Raw genomic sequence first — 21,608 nt, 5'->3', positions numbered from 1 at the left:
TATTATAATAAAAATCTACTGCTGAGTATGGAAGACGTAAATAAATATTACTGTTTTGAGGAATAATTTTAATGCTCTGATGTTCTCCCGCTGAATACATTATGTTAACATCTCTATCATTATTATTAATTATTTGATATACTATACTCTCTTTGTTACCATTGTACCCCCTAAGCATTTGGATTACAATTTGGTTTATAGGATCTAAAACATCATTGCAAGTGAGGTTGTTAGTTGGCATCTGCCGAAACAAATGCGAATAAGTAGTAGTACCTGCCGGGTTTGTGTAGTTATAATAAAAGCTTACCGTACTATTTTTGTTGCATACAAAACTGTAGTAACTTGATGGAGTAATTGTTTGTGTTGTAGTATTGCTTCCATCCGTCATTGTAAGTGAAACATCAAAATTATTGTTATTGATAACATCTATCGTAGTTGTATTTAGATCATCAGAACATCGGGGTGTGAATCTGATTTTAAATGTCGGATCAATCCCCGGTACAAAAGTGTTGTTTTGACCGCAATAAGAGCCGTTTGGCGTAAATACCTTTACACGGTAATGGTATAAATCACCGCAATTATAAAGAACCAATGCAGCAGATACCGGGACATTATCTGTGCCGCTTAGGTTAGTTGCGGCTAAAATAAGTTTGCCATATTCGGTAGTGGGTCCATATTCAAAATATACATTACAGTTTAAGCCGTTGGGATTGACAACACCATTAAAAGTAACATTTGCTCCAAACCTCACGGTTGAGAGACTATCATATACATAGGTATTATTAATATCTGGCGCTTGGGTTTGCAATGTTGGTGTTTGAGCAAAAAGAGAAAAAGTAAACAAAATGTAAAATCCAACTGCAAAAAACAGTACCCCTTTCATATATAGTTCCAAAACGATTGTTGTTGCATTCAATATTTACCGTTTTGTGTAACCGATAAATATTTGCGTACTCCCATTAACCGCTATTAATTGTAATACTTATCAATTAAGTAAAATCACTTAAGTAGAATCATTCTTCGGCTCTGTAAAAAACGCACGCATGTAATATATAAAAATAAACACCACTCTCAAGTTGGCTGGCAACAAAATGTGCTTCATAATTACCAGCTGGTTGTAACTCATTTACTAATGTGGCTACTTCACTGCCTAAAACATCATACACACGTAGAGACGTCATAACTTGTCCCGACTCTGCAGGATATGACGTTTCTACATACGATGCAATTGAATATTTCATTGCATCGCCTGCGGTGAACCATGACTCGACAGCTATGGATATCAATTATTTCATCAATACAAACTTTTTTGTCTGCACAAAACTGCCCACCTGCAATTTGTACAAATAAACACCGCTTGCCATGCTTGGACCATGCTCAGCATTACGGGCATCAAACTTCACTTCGTAATTGCCCGCCGGTTGTGGCTCATTTACTAATGTGGCTACTTCGTTGCCTAATATGTCATAAACCTTTAATACGGACAGGGAGAACCCTGTCCCTACATTCGGAATTGAATATTTTATTGTTGTAACCGGATTAAATGGATTTGGATAATTCTGCTCCAATGCAAAATTTGTTGGCGAATCAATTGTTGCTTCAATTATTTCACTGTATTCAAACTGTCCGTCATAATCAATCTGTTTTAATCGGTACTGAACTTTTCCGCTTGGAGGGTTTGAATCCGTAAAGGAATAATTCTTTGGTGAATTGCTGTTTCCATGACCTTGAACAAATCCAATCTTCTCCCATGTCTCGCTTCTAGCCTCTTGCTTCTTGCATCTTTCTATCTCAAATCCGTAATTATTTACTTCCGTTGCTGTTTGCCAATTTAGCAAAACTTTTCCATTTGTGTTACTTGCAGTAAAGCTTGTTAGCTCAACAGGTAAAGCGCCGCTTGTTATTCCATACCTGTTTGCAAGATATTGTTCAACCGTATTTCTATCTGCACTGCTTAGATTGGCACTATATATTATCACTTCGGCAATACTTCCGTTAAAGTAATACGATCCATCACTTCTAACGCCAAGTAAAAGATTTCCGCTGTTTGAAGAAAGTAAATTACCTGTCGATGAAAAGCCATCTACACCATCAACACGAATGGTTCCACCGCCCGAACTTGCCCTGCCGGAAAATACATGAGCATTGCCGTCTATATAATCTCCAGCCGTTCCTTTATCAAGATACAAAGAAGTAACCGGAATAAACCTCGCACCTACCACACCATTCAGATGATATTCAAACTGTTCATTCGCACCACCGGCTATTAAAAATTGTATATCACTTGAACTTGACTTTGCCACGATAAACATTTCATACGGAGTGCTTTGTAGTCCCAAGCTGGTTGATGTTGGCAACGTTAATTTGCTGGTCGATCCATTAAAGGCCAGCGCTGGTTTTGCATTGATTGCACTCTCGGCAACGGTTGGTTGATTGCCGCTTGTGCCTTGCGACGCATCGTTGTTCCAGCCTGAAACATCTCCCCACGCTGAAACGGCTGAACTTGCCGATGTGATAGCCATATCGGCACGCAGCCACAGTTTAAGATTGCTTGTTGGGATAGGATTGCTTAGGAATATCTTGCCGGGTGCGCTTCGGTTTCCCACGGCAACAAGCTTGTAATAATAGAGCGTTCCATTGGTTAACCCGGTAATTGTTGTGCTCACGTTCAAACTTCCCGATGCAGGCACCGTTCCGTATTGCGTTGCCGTATTCTGGTTTAAGTTGTTCGGGTCTGTTCCGTAGGCACAGTAATAGCCCGCGCTATTTTTGGCTTCTGACGAGGAATTGGTAATTGTTCCGTTTATTGTTATTGATGTGGAAGATGCTATGGAAGCCGATACAACCGAACTGGCCAAATCGGGGTCAACTATTTCGTTAATGGTGGCAAACTGCTTCCAACCGGCTACAGCCATATAGAGGTTTTTTGACTCAGAAGGCACTTCAAGAACACATGCCGGGTTAATATAATAGAATACATCATCTTTGTAATCCAAAGAAGGTGGCGTAAGGGTGAATATCCGCACCGTTGTTAAGGCGGTGCAATTGGAAAACGCATTTCCTTCAAGTCCCCAATACGTTATGCCGTTGCCTATGGTAACGGTAGTAAGGGCGGTGCAGTATCGAAAAGCATCAACTCCAATACTTGTTACGCTGTTGGGGATAGTTACGGAAGTAAGTTTTATACAATTCTGAAATGTATACTGCTCAATTGAGGTTACGCTGCCGGGGATAGTGAACGAAGTAAACCCGGTATTATTAAAAGCAGTAGCTCTAATGCTTGTAATGTTGCCAAGAAAAGTAATCGAAGCAAGATTGGAGCAATTGGAAAAAACACCATTTTCAATTCTTGTTATGCCGGCGGGGATAGTAACCGAAGTAATCGCCGTGTTTTGAAAAGCGTAGAATCCTATACTTGTTACGCCTGCGGGGATAGTAACGGAAGCAAGCGCTCTACAATTCGAAAAAGCGTCCCTTCCAATCCTTGTAACACTACTGGGAATGCTAACCTGTGTAAGAGCTGCATAACAGGGGAGAAAGTAGTCTGCAAAAGCAAAATCGCCGATAGAAGTAACCCCCTCCTCTATCACTACCGTCTTTATGGAGGCCCGGTAAGCATACCATGGAGAATAAGGGCTATTAGGATAATTAGTATAAACCGGCATATCCCCCTTTCCGCTAATGACAAGCGTTCCATCGGAAGTTAATATCCAGCTCAGGGGACCTGTAGTGCCGGAATATTCTACTTCGGAAATATTGGTAAAACCCTGCCAATAAGCGGCTGCCTGGTAAGCAGCTTTTGCGCCTGAAGGCACAATGAGTTTGCAGCTTGCCCGATCAAGCAAATTAAATGCAAGGTTGCCGGCAGCAGGCGGCGCAGCGGAAAGTACCCGTATAGTTGCTAAAGCGCTGCAACGCTGAAAGGCAAAATTTCCAACGGTTACTACACCTTCGGGCAGTGTAATAGAAGCTAATTTGCTGCAATCGGCAAAGGTACCGAATCCAATGTTGGTGATGTTAGGGGGAATGTTCAGCGAAACCAGCTGGCTGCAATGGTCAAAAGCCCCATCCCCAATGGTTAGTAAACCTTCTGGCAGTGTAATTGAAGGAAGACTGATACAATAGCTAAAAGCCCACATTCCAATACTTGTTACGCTTTCGGGCAGTGTAACGGAAGTGAGGTTTAGGCAATAGATAAAAGCCTCTGCGCCAACGGAGGTAACGCCTTCCCCTATCACAACCGTTTTTATTTGATCTATCCATTCGTATTCTCTCCAGGGACTCACTGTATAATCGTAATTAGGCATCGGGCCGCTGCCGCTGATAGTAAGCACTCCGTTATCAAAGCTATAGTTTAGGCTGCCCATGGTGCCGCTGTATTGGGCTTGCACGTTTGTAACGCTTAAAAGCAAAGCGGCAAATATTAACAATGTAGTTAAGCTGGTTTTAAAAAAATTATTTCCTTTAACAGTTGGCTTAACACAAAGAGAAGCGCTTAAAAATAAGCAGGCAAAAAAGTTTTTTCCTTTCATTTTATATTTTATTTTGGTTTGTAATCAAGATGTAATAAACACAACGCAAACTATTTAGCGGCAGCGGCTAATACAATAGCCCATTTGTGTAAGTGTGATCGCCGTAGTCATTCCCAAATATTTTCCTTTTTGTCATACCCGAACGTTTTCCTTTTTGTCATTCCCGAATGCCTTTAGCGGGTATCTATTTATCTTTTTTATGGATGCCCTAAAAAAGCACTAGGGCATGACAATCTAAAATTAGGTTTTTAGATACTTTACAACAGCTTCGGTACGTGAATGAACTTGAAGCTTCTCGTAAATCTTACGAATATGATTGTGTACTGTGTCGGCACTTATAGAAAGTTCTGAGGCAATTTCTTTGTATAAAAATCCTTTTGCCAAAAGTTTGAGAACTTGCTCTTCTCTTGAGGTTAAGGAATTTTTACTATTATCCGGCTTCTTTTTTTCGTCTTGAAATGATTGAACTACTTTCCTCGCAATAATTGCAGACATAGGTGAGCCCCCTTCCAAAACTTCTTTGAGCGCACTTAAGATTTCATTGGGCTTTGTAAGTTTTAATAAATAACCAACAGCGCCAGCCTTAAGAGCTTGAAATATTTTTCCGGTATCTTCATAAACCGTAAGCATAACAACAAGCAAATCCGGCATAGTCTCTTTTAATTTGAAAGTGCATCCGATTCCATCAATACCGGGGAGGTTTATATCCATCAGAACGATTTCGGGTGATTTGATTGGAATATCATCAAGGGCTGTCTCCGCATCGGGATAAGCGCCTACACATCTGAAATCTTTTGATTGCTCAAGAAGAATTATAAGATTATTCCGGTTCTTTTCATCATCCTCAACAATTGCTACTCGTATCATAATATTCCTAAAGTTTCTCCTCTATATTAATTTTAATAAACCGGATAAGAAATGACCTATTCTGGCTATAACTATTTTAAAAGATTTATTGGTATAATAATTTTAATAGATGTACCTCTATCAATCTTGCTGTCTATAAAAATTGTTGCGCCGATGCTTTCGATTCTCGACCTCATATTTTGTAGTCCGTTTCCTAATTTTCTTGTGTCATTGATATTGAATCCAACACCATCATCCTTCAGTTCAAAAAATAATTGAGTTTCATCAATCACCAAATTAATTTCAACAATTGAGGCGCCGGAATGTTTTACAATATTATTCAATACCTCCTTGACTGTAGAAATTATGTTGTGCCTTATTTCGGATGTTACCATGTAATTAGGCAATGTCTCCGGCAATTCGAGTCTGCATCGTATATCTGCCTTGCTTAAAAAACCGGTTGATTGCATACTTATAAAAGAAATTAATTCTTCGAGAGAATCATTTTTAGGATTAAGTGACCAAACTATTTCTCCAAAAGTGGAGGATACATTTTCCGATGCAATTGAGAGTTCTTTAAGTTTTTGTTTTATCTCAGACTCGTGTAAATCCTTTTCTCCCACCATCTCGCTAATCATCCTAAGTTCAGTTAATCTGGAACCTATTTCATCATGAAGATCGCGTGTAATTCTCAATCGTTCCCGCTCCATAGCCGCTTCATGTTCCGATTTCATAATTCTTTCTCTTACTCGTCGGTAAATAACATAACGGACTATTGAAGCAACAATTAGTGAAACAAGCAGAAATAGCGCAGTCTTAAACCACCAGGTCATATAGTATGGTGGAAGTATAATTATCTTAATTGATGCCTCTGTGGTTCCCCAGATTCCATCACTGTTTGCACCTTTTACACGGAATGTATATTCACCGGGGTCAAGATTGGTGAAAGTTGCTTCTCCTGTACTGGCGGAATAAACCCATTCATGATTAAATCCCTCAAGCATATATTTGTATGTGTTAAGAGTGGGAGATGAGTATTCAAGTGCCGCGAACTCAAACGTAATTACATTCTGAAAATAATCTAGTAAGATTTCAGTAGTAGTTTCGATTGATTCTTTAAGCGGAGAACCAGTTTCTTTGAAAGAAATCTTTTTGTTGAACAGTTTGAAAGCGGTAATAACTATTTGAGGACCAATACTATTTATTTTTATGTTTCCCGGGTAAAAAGAATTATACCCATGAATACCACCGAAATATAATTTCCCATCGGGACTACGATAATACTCTCTCCGGTTGAATTCATTGCTCTGTAAGCCCGATTCTACATCATAGTTTTTAAATACTTTACTTACCGGGTTGAAACGGCTGATCCCTTTATTTGTGCTGAGCCAAAGATTACCATCACTTCCATGTAAAATCCCGTAAACAACGTTATTGGGTAGTCCTTTTTCTGTTGTATAGCAAGTACAATTACCTGTTGTTTTTTCAAAATGAATTAGTCCACCCCCTTCTGTGCCTATCCATAAATATTTACCGGGATTCAATTCATCCTTAGCGATGGATAGGATATGATCGTTATTTATTGATTCCCTCCCCCCATCTTCAGAGGAAAAGTACTTGATGGAATTGTTCTTATTGTCATACCTTATTAATCCTCTATCCGGCGTACCGAGCCAAAAAATATTATCATCATCCACGAATGTAACTGTTATATCCGAATATCCTGCCGCACCCGATTTGTTGATGTATTCGGCAGATATTTTTTTATTATCATATAAACGATGATGGGTAAAAGTTTTTTTGATAGGATCGTACTTGCTAACTCCTCCCACCGTAGCAATCCAAATATTGTTCTCTTTATCTTCGAATACATCATTCACAGCCCAAACTGGTACCGGGGAAACATTGCTTGGATTGCTGTTTATCTTTTGAAATGATTTACCTGTGCTGTCGATTATTAATAAACCCATTCGAGGTGTTGCAACAAGATATTCTCCTTTACTATTTTTTCGTATAGGCAGAAATTCAGTTCCTCTTCCTTCGAGCAATTGTTTCGATATATTCCCAAAATATTTTTTAAGTACCGAGGTAGCGGCAGGATATACTTCAGGTAAAAACGTCCCTTTTTTTGAATTAAAGCGGTTTGCTTCTGGGTTAAATTTTGCCGTTCCCCAACCGCCTGTACCTAACCAAAGGATCCCCGATTTATCAAAACAAGCGGCATTTGTAAACCACTCCGTTGAAGTTTCAGTAAGTATTGAATATTTTTCTGTTTGTTTATCAAACACGGCAATAGTGTGGAATGAGCTTAAATAAAGTTTACCGTTTCTTTCTAAAATGTTATTAATCAAGCATGGATAGCCATCAGAATCATTAATTGGAAATCTTTTTAATGATTCGCTTTTAGGATTATAAAGATTCAATCCCGAAGCCGAGCCAAACCAGATTAGTCCACTTTTATCAACCAGTATTGAAGTAGCATCGTTCATAAATCTCAACTCTTTCCCTTTTCTGTCGTTCGGAAGAATATGTGTGAATTGATTGTTTACAGGATCATATCGATTCAAACCTCCGTTGGCGGTAGCTATCCAGATAATGCTATCATCCGACTCGCCGAAACCGGAGATGAAATTGGAACTGATGCTATTAGGATCGTCGGGATTATGTTTAAATTGTGTAATAATACCCGTTGCCGGGTCAAGCCTGTTAAGTCCACCGTCGTTTGTTCCCACCCAGATAAACCCGTTACTACATTCGAATATGCAAGAAATAAAGTTACTGCTAATGGTTTTAGAGTTCTGTCCAGCAATATAATGTTTGAATGCAAGTGATGATGGATTGAATAGATTTAATCCACCGCCATTCGTGCCTACCCATAAGCGGTGTTTTGAATCTTTATAAATGGTTGAAACGCTGTTCCCAGACAGCGAAGAAGAATCAAAAGGATCGTGCCGATAACAAATGAAGCGTTTTCCGTCGAAGCGATTAAGTCCGTCCTTTGTCCCTATCCAGATAAATCCTTTTGAATCCTGGCAAATGCTGAAAATATAATTTTGTGAAAGTCCCTGGTCAATTGTTAAATACTCCATTGATGGCTGAGCAATAGGAGACGATTTGGAGAGAAAAAAAACGGTGAGAATTAAAGTTAAAAATCGCATTTATAGTTTCTTTTTATTTTTAAATCAAGGATGTATCTTCGTTAAAGTAAACAGATCCTTTCTTTGATAGATTATCATAACTATCTTACTAAACGGCAAATAGTATTTTTCACGGCTAATGTTTTGATGTAAATGCTTTATTACTTGTATCACTTCATAAGTACAAATTTTTTAACAGAAGAGAATCCGCTTGTTAGAAGTTTGTACAAATAAACACCGCTTGCCATACTTCGACCATGCTCTGCATAACTGGCATTAAACTTCACTTCGTAATTGCCCGCAGGTTGTGGCTCATTTACTAATGTGGCTACTTCGTTGCCTAAAACATCATACACACGTACAGACGTCATATATGACGTCTCTACACCAGATGGAATTGAATATTTTATTGTTGTCTCCGGATTAAATGGATTTGCATAATTTTGATGCAATCAAATTTTGTTGGTGATTCTACATTTACTTCTACAAAATCACTGTATTTAAATGCTCCATCAAAATCTATCTGCTTTAATCTGTATTCTACTTTTCCACTTTTTGGTTCGAAATCCGCGAATAAATAATCCTGTGGAGAGTTGCGCTTAAATGTCTCTAATATAATCAATTCTATAACGACGAATTACCTAATGACTATGAATGACTACCAAATGACTATGAATTACTTAATGACCACCAAATGACTATTAATAACTTAAAGACTTTGAATGACCTACCTATCCCCAATCCAGGTTAATTTATGCCAAATAATTTCCAGCGGACCTTGATTATATTTTCCAATCCACCAGTAACTAAAAAACCCTTGAATAACTGCCAGCACCATCCCAATCATTAAACAATATGTAGCTCCAGTATATTGGTATAAACCCAAACCGAAACCATAATAAATTACTGATCCGATAATTGACTGAATTATATAGTTTGATAAACTCATTCTACCGAAGGAAGAGAATATGTTTAGTATTCTATAAAATAGTCCAATTTGAAAAAGAAGAATAAAACCTGAAACCAAAACAAGCATAAATGCCATATTGGACCATGACGAAATTATTGTTGCAAAGGGTCGGTTAATTGCATCACTGTTTATCCAGTTAATATGATAGAATTTAATTAAAAAGAGTGGAATAAAAGCAACTGAAGCAAATACAAGTGTCTTTTTCCAAAATATTAAATTTTCATCGGAGACAACAAACAAGGATCTCCTTCCGGCTAACATTCCAAACATAAATAATGATGCCGTCTGAAACACGCGTCCATTTTCCCAATTCCAAAGAAGAACTGCTGTCTTGCCAGTTGTTAAATTGCCAATCAACGTTTCTGTTAATGAATTGCCAGTTATGTATTCACCAGTTTTAGCAAAATAGGACCATGAAACCGGATCTAATATTTTCATTGTTGGATTTTGAATCGCGAAAAATAGATTATACAACTCGTAAGGTTGGATCATAAGAATCATGGCGATTGCAAACACAACTTTATCGCTAAGTCTAGCAATTGGAATTAATACAAAACCAATCACCGCATAAATTAAAAGAATATCCCCTTGATAGAATGATGAATTTAGCAATCCAAATCCAAATAATAGAATTAATCGCCAAGCAAATCTTGCTCTAAAATCTTTTCCCTTATTCTCTTGATTTTTTGATTGAATAAAAAATGTTAATCCAAATAATAGAGCAAATATGGCATATGATTTACCGCCAAACATAAAAAACATACTATCCCAGATCCATTTATCAAGAATAATCATCCATTCCGGCAGATTAGGAGGTGTAAAATAATAATCAAAATGCTCAATATTATGTAACAGCATAATTGATACGATTGCAAAACCACGTAAAGCGTCAACCACATGTAATCTTGAGACTTTCGAGTTCATATTATATTCCGCTATTGTATTTGCGTTTTAAATTTACTCAAATTCAATTATAATTTTCAGAACTTACTATTCAATATTATCCAGCAACATGAAATCCTTCTTTTTACCTAATTCTTTCTTTTCAAAATTCTTTAAATCATATTGGCAAATTTTTATTAAAGGACAGACACCGCAGATCGGATTATTTGGTTTGCATATCTCTCTTCCAAGTCTAATTAGGTTGGTATGAAACTCATGCGCAATTCTATTTGGGAAATTGTTATTTAAAGATGTGAAAGTTTTATCGGGTGTTTTTTCTTTTACTATTCCAATTCGATTAGTCGTTCTATGAACATGTGTATCAACGGGACAAACATTTTTATCGAGTGCAAATAAAAGCACACAACTAGCGGTTTTTAATCCAACCCCCTTCATTGAGGTAAGGTAATCAATAGCTTCCTCCTCACTAAATTCCTTAATAAAATCAAGTTTTACTTTTGAGTTCCTTTGAGAAATTTCAGAAACAACATTTTTAATTGCGGCAGCTTTTTGTTTTGCCAATCCAGCAACTTTAATCTGTTTCTCTAATTTCAAAGTTGGAACCGATAGTAACTCATCCCAATTCGTATAGTTATCTTTTAATTTTTGATATGCCTTATAAGAATTTTGATCATTTGTATTTTGAGAAAGAATAGTAGCAATCAACATGTCGAGAGGATCAGGTAATGGGATTTGTCTTTTTGGTACTCCATAAAATTCAACGAGTAATCTATTTATTTTGGTTATTTCTGCCCTCATTCTCACCAATTTTTGATATGAAGTTATTAACTTTGAACTGTTTATAAAAATAATATTCAAAATAAGTAATTTTAACTTTATGAGGGAATTATGGGCACCTTGATGGTTAGTGTATCCGGTATTAGAGGAATTGTTGGCAATGGACTTGATCCACATGTAATTGTGAAATATGCTTCAGCGTATGCCGATTTTTGTGGAAAAGGGAAAATAGTTTTGGGCAGTGATGGGAGGATTACTGGACAAATGGTGAGTGAGCTGGTAAAAGGTACTTTATTAGCTAAAGGTAATGATGTTATTGATATCGGCATCTGCCCTACTCCAACTGTATTGTTTAATGTGAAAAATTTGAAGGCTGTCGGTGGAATACAAATTTCTGCTAGTCATAATCCAAATGAATGGAATGCTCTCAAACTTCTGAATAAAGATGGAGAGTTTATGACACCCGAAGAAAATAAAAAGATGTTAGCTCAACTCGAGTCCTCTAATTCAAATTATTGCACTTGGAATAAATTAGGTAAACTTTCCTCTTATTCAAAAGGATTGGAAGATCATATTGATGCCGTACTAAAGATTGATGTTTTGAATCTTGCGAAAATCAGAAAAAGAAAATTCAGAGTTCTCCTCGATTGTGTTAATGGAGCCGGTTCTTATTCGATGCCGCAATTACTCAAAAAATTAGGTTGTGAAGTAATAGAAATTAATTGTGAGAAAAGCGGAATCTTCCCCCGATTACCCGAACCAATCCCCGAAAATCTAGTAGGTACAATGAAAGCTGTAAAAAAATATGGAGCTGATATTGGGATTGTTGTAGATCCCGATGTTGACCGTTTAGTTTTAATTACCGAAAAAGGTGAGCCATTTAGTGAAGAAAATACTATTACCCAAGCAGTTAAATTTATTCTTTCCAAAAAGAAGGGAAATGTAGTTGTTAATCTTTCAACCACCCGCGCGGTTGAAGATGTGGCATCACAATATAATTGCAAAGTGTTCTATTCTCCTGTTGGTGAAGCAAATGTTGTAAAGAAAATGAAAGAAGTAAAAGCGTTAATTGGCGGAGAAGGTAGCGGAGGAGTAATTTACCCAAAAGCAGTTTTTGGAAGAGACGCGTTAACCGGAACCGCGATTGCTCTTCAGCATTTATTAGAATTTGGCGGAACAATGAGTGAGTTGAAAAATTCTTTACCAAATTATTTTATCGCGAAAAATAAATTAGAGCTTGATTCGCAAAATCCAGATAAAATTCTAAGATCTTTGAAAGTAAAATTCTCTAAAGAAAAAATTAATAATGAGGATGGAATAAAAATAGATTTTGCTGATCACTGGGTTCATTTCAGAAAATCAAATACTGAACCGATGATCAGGACAATAGTGGAGGCAAAAAATAAAAAAACAGCCCAAAAATATGCTGATGATTATTTGGTCATAATTAAGGAAAAGTTGAAATGATTAAATTCAGATTAGAGTTTGAGCCACTCTAATCTGAATTGTAAATTTATACTTCAACAAGATTCTTTTTATAATTATTGACATACTCCGAGGAACTGAGAGCGGCAATTGTGCCATCGGCAACAGCGGTCGTAACTTGTCTGTACCTCTTTGCGATTGAATCCCCCGCAGCGTAAACTCCAGGAATATTTGTGCTCATATTTTTATCAACGATAATTTCTTGCCATTCATTTAAGTTGACAACACCATTTAGTTTCTCGGTGTTTGGAACATAGCCAATAAAAATAAATACACCATCAATTTTAATTTCTGTAATCTCGTTTGTTCTCTGGTTTTGGATTTTCACTCTTTCAAGTTTTTCATTTCCAATAAACTCTATTACTTTCGATTCCATAATAAAATCTATTTTTTCATTAGCCTTTGCCTCATCAATATAATGCTCTAATGCCTGAAAGTGATCGAATTGATGAACCACAGTTACTTTGGACGCATATTTTGTTAAAGAAACGGCTTCCTCAAGTGCAGAATTCCCACCACCAACAACAATTATTTCTTTGTCCTGGAAAAAATCTCCATCACAAGTTGCGCAGTAAGATATTCCTTTACCCTTAAAATTTTCTTCACCGACTGCGCCAATGGTTCTAGATTTTCCACCGGTTGCAATTATTACAGCAAATGAGGAATATTCAATTTTATCATTCACAGTTATGAATTTGATTTCGCCACCAAGATCCATCTTTGTAATCTTCAAATTACTTTTAATAACGCAGCCAAAATTCTGTGCTTGGGCCTTCATCTTTCGGGCTAGTTCATAGCCGCTGATACTTTCTATTCCCGGGTAATTAGCAATTTCGTGAGTAAGTACCATCTGTCCACCTACCGCTCCTTCATTTAGGATAAGTGTTTTCATTTTCGCTCTTGAGAGGTAAATCCCCGCTGTTAAACCTGCAGCTCCTCCCCCAATCACAATTACATCAAAATGATTGTTTGTTTCCATTTAATTTTTACCGAATTGTTCATCCAAAATTTCCGTTATCTGATCTTTCGATTGAATTGAAGAAGTGGCTTTTACAACTTTACCATTTTTATAATATACAACAAATGGAAGTCCTTGAAAACTTCTGCATTCGGGTAAATTTCTAATAACACTTGCATCCGCCGAATCAAACTCCATATCTGCAAATTTAATATTGCTGTATTCCCCTTCTAATTCTTCCATTGACTCATAAACCGGAATACACATTGGGCCCATTCTGCCGCAGCAAATCATTACATTATCATTTTCCTGCAATAGTTTTGAGTGGTCTTCTTTAGAAAGTACATGAGTTAAATTTGTGTGTAACATCTTTTCTCCATTTTTTTGTTTTCAGGTTTGATGACAAGATGGAGAAAAAGATTCACATGTTGAGGTTGTGATTCTTCTAACTAAATAATTGATGAGGATGAAATACTCAGTACCCTTGATTTTTTAATTGCTGGGCTATTTTTGTTCCAATCTGATTTAAAGTCAATTTATTATTAAGTAAGCCCCAATTAGCCTCAAGAGTAATTCTCTCATATAAAACCAAACTTCTTTTCTTTCTATCATATACCTTTATAAGAACAGGACGTGTATGTTTTGTTGTTGTACTGAGCGTTCCGCTCCGGGTGGTACTAAAATCACTATTAAAACCAAAAATAACTAAATCCGCTCCGCTAATTAGAGCTATAGTATCTGCTTGATTAGTGGATAGATTGGTAAACTCATAATCCTTTTCCAGTACAATTTCCCAACTTTCGGGATCAAGTACTGGATTAAAATTCTTTTCCAACAATCCCGTTATTAAAGATTCACGCAGCATATCATTATAAAATGGATAGTTGATGTATTGATCAAAAGGCATTACAAGGACTGTGGATTTTGGTGTAGTGGCTTCTTGGGAGAAATTGAGATTTATAAATATTACTAACAAGAAGAAAGGTATGAAATGAAATCCTTTCATTGCCGATCCTTCCTAAAATTTAGGGTAGAATCTCACGAAAATGGATCTTAAAATCAATGTAATTTTATTACAATAATTCTTTACGTGAATTTTTACTCCGAAATCGGGAGTTCAAATGCAAAGATAGAACCTTTTCCAAGTTGGCTCTTTACCCATACTCTGCCATCATGTTCTTCAATAATTCTTTTAACTATCCACAATCCCAAACCGGAGCTTTGCTCGAAACCAGTCGGCTTCGATGATAATATTACACCCTTTTGAAACGACTTTTTAATATCATCTTCGCTTAAACCTACACCATTATCCTCCACCTCAACAACAACATATTTTTTACTTTCATCCTTTATCGAAGAACGAACTTCTACTTTAGTTTCTGGCGGGGCATATTTAATAGCATTGTTAATAAAATTATCCAAGGCTTCGGAGATTTTTTCTGTGTCCATATTTACTGCAGGTAAATTATTTTGAGTATTGTTAATGAGTTTTACAGTTTTTGCTTTTGCGTAAGTCGCATTCTGAGCACAAACAGAATCAATAACACTCTTTATAGATGAAGCTGAGAATTTTAATTTTGGTTCCGGCATAGCTTTGGCAATTAATGTACACATATCTTGAGAAAGTTTTATTACCTCTTCAGAGGAAGCAACCAAAGATACCATGATATCCTGCTGCTCCTGAGCGTTTAAATCGTAAGAGTTAAGTAATTCTATGTATCCCCTTATTGCTGAGGCTGGATTTTTGATATCATGAATCGCCATAGCAAAAAGTTCTTCTTTTTGTATCTGCAATAATTCCAATTTATGCTTGCTTTCTGTGAGCCTTTCTTTTTGTTCAACCAATTGGATATTAGTATTTTCTAAATTTTGGATAGATGAATCAAGATCCTTTATATTTTTTCTAAGAATTTCATTTTCCTCTTTAGATTGTTCAAGTTCTAATTTTATTTTATGCAGTTCTTCTTTTATCAAATTTATTTCATTTTGATTCGATTGCTGCTTTGGCATTTCTTTTTGAACTTGTACAACAGTTTTTACTTCAGATTTCCGAGAAGATTTTCGGCGGATAAATAAAATTATTATAACCACAAATTGGAGGGCTAATATACCAATCAAGATAAATACAGTTAATGGATTAGAAAGTAAATTATTATAATTTGTGATTTTAGGTTCATCAACGGCTTTGTTTTCAGTTGAGGTAACATCTTCAACTTTAAAAGCAAAAGTCAAACTGCTTCCTTCGATTCCACCGGATGTGTATGGAACAATTTTTAATATATGATTTCCCGGATTATTATTTTCAATCGAAAAATAATTATCAAGGAGTCGTGGATAGATAATTATTCCGTCAAGAAATACACGGTAAAATAATTGCTCTTTCGTATTTCCGATTGTATTAAAGCTTACATAAATTGGAACTCCGTTAGGGATTGTGAGATTGCTCCATTCAGATTCACTCAATATTTTATTCCCTACTTGAATACCGCTTAAACTTAATTGAAATGATTCCTGACCATATTGGCTTTGAACCATAACAAGCATTAATATCCCAATTACTAATAATTTTTTCACTTATTTTCTCAAATCCTTTTTTTACTCTAGTATTATCGGTTTATTGGAGGGGATTTTCAGTAGTTATCTGAAAATATTTCAAATTTTTGGAGTATTAATTCAATTTGGTTCTTTTAGTGAAAAAGTTCATGAGGGCTTTTTCAAATGGTTCATCTGTGGTAATTAAATGATAATCAATTCCATAATTTAGACATGAAGATTTAATTCTCCCGATATACTCTTCCATCGCGCTCTGATAAGCTCTTCTTATATGATAAGGTTGAGTAGTTATTTGTTCATCCGATTCTAAATCCACAAAAATCGAATCGGAATCGAATCCAAAATTAATCTCTACCGGATCCAAAACATGAAAAACTATTACCTCATTATTCTTATGATGAAACTGTTTAAATGCCGAAATGACTGATTCCGGGTTATCAAAAAAATCTGAAATTAGAACTGTTAAACCTCGTTTACGAACAAGGAGTGCTGAGGATTTTAAACATTCGGCTGTTTCAGTTGCTCCATCAGGTTCAACTTTCGCAAGAGTTGAAAGAATAGTTTTAAGATAAATCCTTGTTGCCTTTGGGGGGAGATAAGCATGAATCTTATCTGAATAAATAGTTAATCCAACGGAATCCTGCTGATTGATTAACAAATAACTAATTGCCGCGGCGAGCGTAATTGAATAATCGAGTTTTGAAGCAGTACCAGATTTATGAAACTTCATTGAGCGGCTCGAATCGAGATAGATATTGGCAATTAGATTGGTTTCTTCTTCATATTGTTTTATAAAATATTTTTCACTTTTAGCAAAAACTTTCCAATCTACATCCTTGAGAGAATCCCCCTGCATATATTGTCGGTGCTGGCTGAATTCCACACTAAATCCGTGGTATGGACTTTTATGCAAACCAACCATAAAACCTTCAACAACTTTTTTCGCCCTCAACTCTAAATTTTTAATTTTCAGTAGGACTGAAGGGTCAATAAACTTTCTAATTTCGTTCGATTTTACCGGCATTACTTAATTGAGCCAATTCGTTTTTCTAGTATTTGTTCGGGTGTTAAACCAATATTTTCATATTCTAATTTAACGGAGTTGACCAATTCACTTTTGGGATAATTTTTAAGAAATTCCTCATAGGTCAGTTTTGCCGAATCTACGTTATTCAGTTCATTAGCATAAATGAATCCTATCATCATTAAAGCGTTTTCAGCATCTTTATTTTCTGGATAGCCATCAACACTTTTTCGATAATATTTTATTGCCATATTAAAAGACTCTTCACGGGGTACATCGGGAACAAGCAAACTATGATATATTTTACCCACTGTATAGTTTCCTTTTAAAGTAAAATCTCCCTTCGGAAATTCTGCAGCGAGTTCATCGAATGCTTTTATAGCTTCAATGTATTTTTCCTCAGATGCAAGTTTATCGGCTGTATCAAACATCAATTTTTCATCTTTGGATGAACAACCAGCTATAATCAATAGAATGAACAAGATCGGTAATAATTTTGATAAGAAATTCATAATTAACCTAATATTGTGAATATGGGGTGATAATATACAATCAATAGTTTTATGAGAAAATAGAATAATTTTTCAGATAAGGAAATCGGAAGGGGGAATTGTTCTAAATAATTTCCATTCTTACAGATGATTGATTTGTCAATTTTTCGATCCTTTTCTGCAGATCGAGTAAACAATCAACAGGAGAATTATTGCTTTCAATCTTTGATGAGTAGTACTGATAATTAGTTCTGTATGGAAATGGAGTGAGGTCGGTAAATACGATGTTTGCTCCCGAAACCAATCCCCTTTCAACAACGCCTATCTCAGAGGAATCGATAGAATTCACTGAGGAAATATGTGCACTTTTTTGTATTAATCTAGCAATGGATGTAACTTTTAGAGTAGAAATTAAATTTCCAGCATCATGGTTTGCAAATGGAGTATTTTCAGAAGGCACGAAAGGAGCATAAACAACTAAATCGAGTCCTAGTTCATTACTTAATAAAAGATCATCAGCTAAATCTTCAGTGTTTTGATTTGGTAATCCAACAATACTGCCTGATCCAAGTTTATAACCCAAGTTGGATAAAAATCGAAGATGCTTCAGCCGTTCATCCAATTTTTGATTATGATGCAGTGCCGCATATAATTTTTCGTTTGAAGTTTCATATTTAAGTAAATATTTATCGGCACCCGCAATTTTCCATGTTCTATATTCATCATAGCCACGCTCCCCCAAACTCAAACAAATTTCTACATCAGTTTTTTGCTTTATCGAATAAATTATAAAAGAAATTAGGTCAGAATCATAATGAAAATCCTCCCCCGATTGGAGAGTAATTGTCGAAATTCCAAGTTTACTAATCTTCCATGCTGTGTCAATAATTTCATCCGGACTCATTCTATAGCGGGATAATTTGAAATTGTCCTCCCGTAATCCGCAGTAAAAACAATTTTGCGTGCAATAGTTTGAAAATTCTATTAATCCATTCAAATAAATTGAATCTCCAGTAAAACTGTGCCTAACAATATCAGCTCGCTTGAAAAGCAAATTCAAATCCTTTTCCTCTCTTAAATTTAGAAGGAAAATGATTTCATCCCTTGTAAATGTGTCATTACAGAGCAGCTTTTCGAGTATCATCCCTAAATCCTGTAAAGATTAAATGGATTAAATAATCTATGCTCGAGCTCGTAAATAAAAAATCTGGCTTTATCTATTCTACTTTTTAACAATCATCCTCTCATTTTTTGATAAAGAACATCATATCAGGACGATATAATTGTTTTGCACAGGTGTTAAAAACAATAAACATACCAAGATTTATTGAAGCCAAATAGGGAAAAAATTAATGAAATTATGGGTTTTTTCTTAAAATAGAGAAAGGATTTTAGAAAGAAATATTCAAGTTTGATAAAATCGGGGACTCGATAAACTAGATTACTGCTGCTTCTTTAATTTCCATAGTCTTTTTTGTCGAATTAATATGGACATTTAATCCTATTGGCAGCGTTAAATTCTCTTTAACATGACCGTGTCTCACATTATAAAGAATTGGGATTTTTGCCGTACCGAAATAATGAGCAATTACCTCGTTTATACTAAATGTACTTTTCGAAGTGTCGGTCTCGATGCAGTCTAAAAATCTACCTAATACAACTCCTTTAATTTTCTTTAGCACACCCATCATTTTTAATTGATTAATCATCCTGTCAATTCTGTATGGTGCTTCACCTATTTCTTCGAGTAATAAGATAGAATTTTTGAATTCGGGGAAAAAAGCTGTCCCGGCAAGTGAAGTTAAAACGCATAAATTACCGCCGAGTAAAGTTCCGTCTGCAATTCCGGACGTCAATGAATAAAAGTGTTCATTATTTGGATTTGTAAATTTTTGCGGAGACTTTGTTGAAGTGAGAATCCGCCAAAAATACTCCTCAGCATAGGGATTTATTTCATCATAAAAATCAACCGCGGGCATTGGTCCGGCAAAAGTGACCAGCTTGGTTTTTACGAAAAAAGCCAATTGAATTGCGGTGATATCGCTATACCCAACAAATATTTTAGGATTTTTTTTAATGATATTATAATCTATCGAGTTAAGTAGTCTAGCGGCGCCGTAACCGCCTCTGGCACAAAAAATTGCGTTAATTTTTTTATTGCTAAAAAATTTATGCAGTTCATCAATCCTTTCATCATCAGTGCCGGCAAGATAACCATTTCCCTTTGTTACGGTTTTCGACACCTCAACATTATATCCAAGAGATTCAAAATATTTAACGCTCTTTTCAATACGTGTTGCGTCGGCAACATGAGATGCCGGGGTTATTATACCAATAGTATCGCCTCTAACCAACTTTTTAGGTTTTATCACTTTCATTCTTCACACTAATTAATTTTGAATTGAATATAATGAAGGGGAAATTTTATTGCAATGAGCTTAAATATTTTAGAAGTAATTAATTAGGAAATTTACTCCAAATCCTTTTTTTTGATTCTGCGGGTATGTGTCATTAATCTAGCTTCAAGCGAAAATATAACATTTTCGGCAATATTTGTTGTATGATCGGCTAATCTCTCTATCTGCCTGGCAAGTACTACTAAATGTGTCCCTGGAATTATCAAATCTGTGTCTGTTTTCATCTTTTCAGTAGAATACTTAAAAATCGATTTATTAAACTTATCTACTTCAACATCTTTTTCAAGCACTTCATAAGCTATAGCGGAATTCGAATGGATAAAAGAATCGATAGCTAATACTAACATACCTTTAGCCTTTGCTGCCATTTCAAGTATTTTTGATTCTGAAACAAGATTGTTATTAACTCCTATTTTTTTTAATCGTCGGGCAATATTTACAGTAATGTCACCGCACCTTTCAAGTTGATTATTAATCATCATAGCCGAGATCATAAAACGAAGATCGGAGGCAAATGGCTGAAATATGGCTAGTATATTTTCGCATTGTGTTTGAATGAGATTATCATAGGCATCAACCTCTAAATCTTTAGCTTTAAGAAGTTTTGAGATTTCAGGTGTGCCAATCTCGGCAGAGCTGATTGCTCTTTCAAACATTTCATCAACAATAGAAGCCATTTTGATAATGTTGGTTCTTAGACTTTCAATTTCTTGTGTAAAATGTTGCTGCATAAAATTTTCTCTTTATTTATTATCCAAATCTTCCACGAATATAATCTTCCGTTTGTTTATTTGCCGGAGTGGTAAACATCATCTTGGTATCATTAAACTCAACTAACTTCCCAAGATAGAAAAAAGCTGTTTCGTCACTTACTCTAGCGGCTTGCTGTAAATTATGTGTAACTATGATTATAGTATAGTTTTGTTTAAGCTGATAAATTAAATCTTCAATTTTTGTAGTAGCAATTGGGTCTAGCGCGCTCGCCGGCTCATCCATTAACAATATTTCGGGATCTACCGCCAAAGCCCTCGCGATACATAATCGTTGCTGCTGCCCACCGCTCAATGAAAGCCCATTTTTATTGAGTTCATCTTTCACCTCATCCCAAAGCGCGGCACGCCTCAGACTATTTTCAACAATTTCATCAAGTGTAGATTTGTTCTTCACTCCATTTATTTTTGGTCCGAAGGCAACATTTTCATACACCGATTTAGGGAAAGGATTAGATTTCTGGAATATCATCCCAACTCGTTTTCGTAGCTGAACTACATCGATATCATTCTCATAAATATTTTTTCCATCAATATTAATTTTACCGCTTGTTTTAGAGTTGGTTATTAAATCATTCATTCTATTTAATGATCTCAAAAATGTAGATTTGCCGCATCCTGAGGGACCGATTAACGCGGTGACCATATTTCCTTTAATATTGATGGAGATATCTTCTAATGCTATTTTTTTTCCATAAGAAACGGAAAGATTCTCAATCGCGATTTTAGTTTTGGAGCGCATTAA

Annotated in this window: 18 protein-coding genes; 1 reads left to right on the top strand and 17 read right to left on the bottom strand. The window is 35.8% G+C overall.

Annotated elements, in window-relative coordinates:
- Positions 1-1,013 precede the first annotated feature (1,013 nt).
- The 7 genes from KF816_07355 to KF816_07325 form a co-directional block, all read right to left on the bottom strand.
- A complete protein-coding gene (locus tag KF816_07355; GenBank protein ID MBX3007829.1) occupies positions 1,014-1,241 on the bottom strand; it encodes a hypothetical protein in 228 nt (75 codons plus the stop codon).
- 45 nt (positions 1,242-1,286) lie between these two features.
- Positions 1,287-4,532, bottom strand: a complete 3,246-nt coding sequence (locus KF816_07350; protein ID MBX3007828.1) for a leucine-rich repeat protein — start codon at positions 4,530-4,532, stop codon at positions 1,287-1,289.
- Positions 4,533-4,772: 240 nt separating this feature from the next.
- The gene (locus KF816_07345) at positions 4,773-5,399 is read right to left on the bottom strand and encodes a response regulator transcription factor (GenBank protein ID MBX3007827.1); all 627 of its coding nucleotides are present in this window, start codon (positions 5,397-5,399) and stop codon (positions 4,773-4,775) included.
- A gap of 71 nt (positions 5,400-5,470) precedes the next feature.
- Positions 5,471-8,467, bottom strand: coding sequence for a hypothetical protein (locus KF816_07340; protein MBX3007826.1), 2,997 nt, complete (start codon positions 8,465-8,467; stop codon positions 5,471-5,473).
- A gap of 218 nt (positions 8,468-8,685) precedes the next feature.
- Positions 8,686-8,967: a T9SS type A sorting domain-containing protein gene (locus KF816_07335; protein MBX3007825.1), complete on the bottom strand. Its 282-nt coding sequence runs from the start codon at positions 8,965-8,967 to the stop codon at positions 8,686-8,688.
- 275 nt (positions 8,968-9,242) lie between these two features.
- Complete coding sequence (locus KF816_07330) at positions 9,243-10,409, bottom strand: DUF418 domain-containing protein (protein MBX3007824.1); 1,167 nt, start codon at positions 10,407-10,409, stop codon at positions 9,243-9,245.
- Positions 10,410-10,475: 66 nt separating this feature from the next.
- On the bottom strand, positions 10,476-11,186 hold the full coding sequence (locus KF816_07325) for an endonuclease III (GenBank protein MBX3007823.1): 711 nt from the start codon (positions 11,184-11,186) through the stop codon (positions 10,476-10,478).
- A 90-nt stretch (positions 11,187-11,276) separates the two neighbouring features.
- On the opposite strand from KF816_07325, the gene glmM reads away from it, so the two are divergent.
- Positions 11,277-12,632 (top strand): phosphoglucosamine mutase, encoded by a 1,356-nt coding sequence (gene glmM, locus KF816_07320; protein ID MBX3007822.1) that lies wholly within the window; start codon positions 11,277-11,279, stop codon positions 12,630-12,632.
- Between the two features lie 46 nt (positions 12,633-12,678).
- On the opposite strand, the gene KF816_07315 is transcribed toward glmM, so the two are convergent.
- The 10 genes from KF816_07315 to KF816_07270 form a co-directional block, all read right to left on the bottom strand.
- A complete protein-coding gene (locus tag KF816_07315; GenBank protein ID MBX3007821.1) occupies positions 12,679-13,629 on the bottom strand; it encodes an FAD-dependent oxidoreductase in 951 nt (316 codons plus the stop codon).
- On the bottom strand, positions 13,630-13,977 hold the full coding sequence (locus KF816_07310; protein MBX3007820.1) for a thioredoxin family protein: 348 nt from the start codon (positions 13,975-13,977) through the stop codon (positions 13,630-13,632).
- 106 nt (positions 13,978-14,083) lie between these two features.
- Positions 14,084-14,614, bottom strand: coding sequence for a hypothetical protein (locus KF816_07305; protein ID MBX3007819.1), 531 nt, complete (start codon positions 14,612-14,614; stop codon positions 14,084-14,086).
- Positions 14,615-14,706: 92 nt separating this feature from the next.
- A complete protein-coding gene (locus KF816_07300; protein ID MBX3007818.1) occupies positions 14,707-16,182 on the bottom strand; it encodes a hypothetical protein in 1,476 nt (491 codons plus the stop codon).
- 94 nt (positions 16,183-16,276) lie between these two features.
- Positions 16,277-17,185 carry a DUF58 domain-containing protein gene (locus tag KF816_07295; protein MBX3007817.1) on the bottom strand — a complete coding sequence of 303 codons (909 nt, stop codon included), beginning with the start codon at positions 17,183-17,185 and terminating at the stop codon, positions 16,277-16,279.
- On the bottom strand, positions 17,185-17,697 hold the full coding sequence (locus KF816_07290; protein ID MBX3007816.1) for a tetratricopeptide repeat protein: 513 nt from the start codon (positions 17,695-17,697) through the stop codon (positions 17,185-17,187). Before KF816_07290 ends, KF816_07295 begins: the two co-directional genes overlap by 1 nt.
- 103 nt (positions 17,698-17,800) lie before the next feature.
- Positions 17,801-18,820, bottom strand: a complete 1,020-nt coding sequence (hydE, locus tag KF816_07285; GenBank protein ID MBX3007815.1) for a [FeFe] hydrogenase H-cluster radical SAM maturase HydE — start codon at positions 18,818-18,820, stop codon at positions 17,801-17,803.
- A 292-nt stretch (positions 18,821-19,112) separates the two neighbouring features.
- Entirely contained in the window at positions 19,113-20,054 is a 942-nt protein-coding gene (locus KF816_07280) for an LD-carboxypeptidase (protein ID MBX3007814.1), read from the bottom strand.
- A 92-nt stretch (positions 20,055-20,146) separates the two neighbouring features.
- On the bottom strand, positions 20,147-20,824 hold the full coding sequence (gene phoU, locus KF816_07275; protein MBX3007813.1) for a phosphate signaling complex protein PhoU: 678 nt from the start codon (positions 20,822-20,824) through the stop codon (positions 20,147-20,149).
- Between the two features lie 19 nt (positions 20,825-20,843).
- Entirely contained in the window at positions 20,844-21,605 is a 762-nt protein-coding gene (locus KF816_07270) for a phosphate ABC transporter ATP-binding protein (protein ID MBX3007812.1), read from the bottom strand.
- Positions 21,606-21,608 lie beyond the last annotated feature (3 nt).

The sequence above is a fragment of the Melioribacteraceae bacterium genome, from assembly GCA_019638015.1.
Lineage (GTDB): Bacteria > Bacteroidota > Ignavibacteria > Ignavibacteriales > Melioribacteraceae > JAHBUP01.
This window is presented reverse-complemented; position numbering and strand designations above follow the sequence as displayed.

Bases quoted from the DNA above. Each gene is read 5' to 3' on its own strand.
- KF816_07355 (MBX3007829.1), bottom strand. From the start codon at position 1,241: ATGAAATATTCAATTGCATCGTATGTAGAAACGTCATATCCTGCAGAG.
- KF816_07340 (MBX3007826.1), bottom strand. From the start codon at position 8,467: ATGGAGTATTTAACAATTGACCAGGGACTTTCACAAAATTATATTTTC.
- KF816_07315 (MBX3007821.1), bottom strand. From the start codon at position 13,629: ATGGAAACAAACAATCATTTTGATGTAATTGTGATTGGGGGAGGAGCT.
- KF816_07270 (MBX3007812.1), bottom strand. From the start codon at position 21,605: ATGCGCTCCAAAACTAAAATCGCGATTGAGAATCTTTCCGTTTCTTAT.
- phoU (MBX3007813.1), bottom strand. From the start codon at position 20,824: ATGCAGCAACATTTTACACAAGAAATTGAAAGTCTAAGAACCAACATT.
- KF816_07305 (MBX3007819.1), bottom strand. From the start codon at position 14,614: ATGAAAGGATTTCATTTCATACCTTTCTTCTTGTTAGTAATATTTATA.
- glmM (MBX3007822.1), top strand. From the start codon at position 11,277: ATGGGCACCTTGATGGTTAGTGTATCCGGTATTAGAGGAATTGTTGGC.
- KF816_07325 (MBX3007823.1), bottom strand. From the start codon at position 11,186: ATGAGGGCAGAAATAACCAAAATAAATAGATTACTCGTTGAATTTTAT.
- KF816_07295 (MBX3007817.1), bottom strand. From the start codon at position 17,185: ATGCCGGTAAAATCGAACGAAATTAGAAAGTTTATTGACCCTTCAGTC.
- KF816_07290 (MBX3007816.1), bottom strand. From the start codon at position 17,697: ATGAATTTCTTATCAAAATTATTACCGATCTTGTTCATTCTATTGATT.
- KF816_07280 (MBX3007814.1), bottom strand. From the start codon at position 20,054: ATGAAAGTGATAAAACCTAAAAAGTTGGTTAGAGGCGATACTATTGGT.
- KF816_07330 (MBX3007824.1), bottom strand. From the start codon at position 10,409: ATGAACTCGAAAGTCTCAAGATTACATGTGGTTGACGCTTTACGTGGT.
- KF816_07310 (MBX3007820.1), bottom strand. From the start codon at position 13,977: ATGTTACACACAAATTTAACTCATGTACTTTCTAAAGAAGACCACTCA.
- hydE (MBX3007815.1), bottom strand. From the start codon at position 18,820: ATGATACTCGAAAAGCTGCTCTGTAATGACACATTTACAAGGGATGAA.
- KF816_07350 (MBX3007828.1), bottom strand. From the start codon at position 4,532: ATGAAAGGAAAAAACTTTTTTGCCTGCTTATTTTTAAGCGCTTCTCTT.
- KF816_07345 (MBX3007827.1), bottom strand. From the start codon at position 5,399: ATGATACGAGTAGCAATTGTTGAGGATGATGAAAAGAACCGGAATAAT.